Source organism: Lentilactobacillus dabitei, from assembly GCF_019061365.1.
Lineage (GTDB): Bacteria > Bacillota > Bacilli > Lactobacillales > Lactobacillaceae > Lentilactobacillus > Lentilactobacillus dabitei.
In genome coordinates this window covers 1-1,360 of sequence record NZ_JAHPPD010000171.1, presented here as the reverse complement: position 1 = coordinate 1,360, position 1,360 = coordinate 1, and the positions used below count along the sequence as shown (strand labels likewise).

The following is a 1,360-nucleotide window of genomic DNA, read 5'->3' as shown; positions in this document are numbered from 1 at the left end:
GCGCCGATAAGCTATCGACTCCGTGCCGCCTAGGAAAGACAAGCAAATATTTACTTTAACTTTTGGGGTACACCTCATTGTCTGTCTCATTCTCTTTTTTAATTCACTAACTAACCCTTAGCATTCTCTGGATGACCTTGGAGGTAAATCGTGTGGGTATTCAAGAACTCTTCAATACCGTGCTTACCATCGTCACCGCCGATACCTGATTGTTTCCAGCCAGCGTGAGAACCATTCATAGCTTCAAAGTTGAATCGGTTGATGTAAGTTTCGCCGGCTTCAAGCTCATTAGCTGCTCTTGCTGCTGTATCAAGGTTTTGGGTGAAGATTGAAGAAGTCAGGCCGTACTTAGTATCATTGGCCATTTCGATGGCATCGTCCAATGTCTTGAAAGTCAACACTGGCAGAACTGGCCCAAAGACTTCATTTTGAACAATCTCTGAATCCTGTTTAACGTTAGTAATAACCGTTGGCTCGAAGTAGAAGCCATTCTTGATCTTCAAGATGTGGCCACCGGCAGTAATCTTGCCACCAGCTTCGACGGCTCGATCAACTAATCCGGATACTTTATCCAGGGCTGCTTGATTGATAAGTGGACCCATGCCAATGTCTTCATGTTCCATTGGATCACCAACAGTCACTTCGGATAATTTCTTAGATAGTTTCTCGATCACTTCATCAGCAATGTCTTCTTGAACATAGAGTCGCTCACAGTTATTGCAGATTTGACCGTTGTTATCAATTCGGGAATCAATGATTGATTGAACAGCAAAATCAATATCTGCATCTGAACAAATGATACCGGGTGCTTTACCACCTAATTCAAGGGATACTTTAGCCAGATGAGTTGCGGCCGCATTCATAACCCGTATCCCCGAACTGGTAGCACCGGTTAAGCTGATAATGCCGATCTTGTTATTCTTAGTCAGTTCATCACCAACAATCGAGCCTCGGCCAGAGATAATGTTAACAACACCCTTTGGAATGCCAACTTTTTTAACAGTCTTAGCAAATTCAAGTGCTAAATTAGGGGTATCTGAACTTGGTTTCAAAACAATTGTGTTACCAGTAACCAACGCTGGCCCCATCTTACGAGCAATTAAGAAGAAAGGGAAGTTCCATGGCAAGATTCCAGCGGCAACCCCAATTGGTTGTTTGGCAATCAAAATGTTTTCATTCGGATTATCCGACTGGAGAATTTCGCCTTCATACGTCCTAGATGCACTGCCCATGTAGTCAAAATAATCAGCTGAGAATAGAATTTCAGTCATTGCTAATGACGTAAGCACTAAATAACTGGACGTCTACTTCGTAGACGTCTTTTTGAGTACCATAGAATTATTAATTAAGTATGAGGTGA

1 pseudogene is annotated in these 1,360 nt (G+C 42.5%); it reads right to left on the bottom strand.

From position 1 onward, the window contains the following. Positions 1 to 110 precede the first annotated feature (110 nt). Positions 111 to 1,280 (bottom strand): annotated as a pseudogene (gene aldA, locus KTE19_RS13635) (aldehyde dehydrogenase); the annotation flags it as partial. Between the last annotated feature and the right edge of the window lie 80 nt (positions 1,281 to 1,360).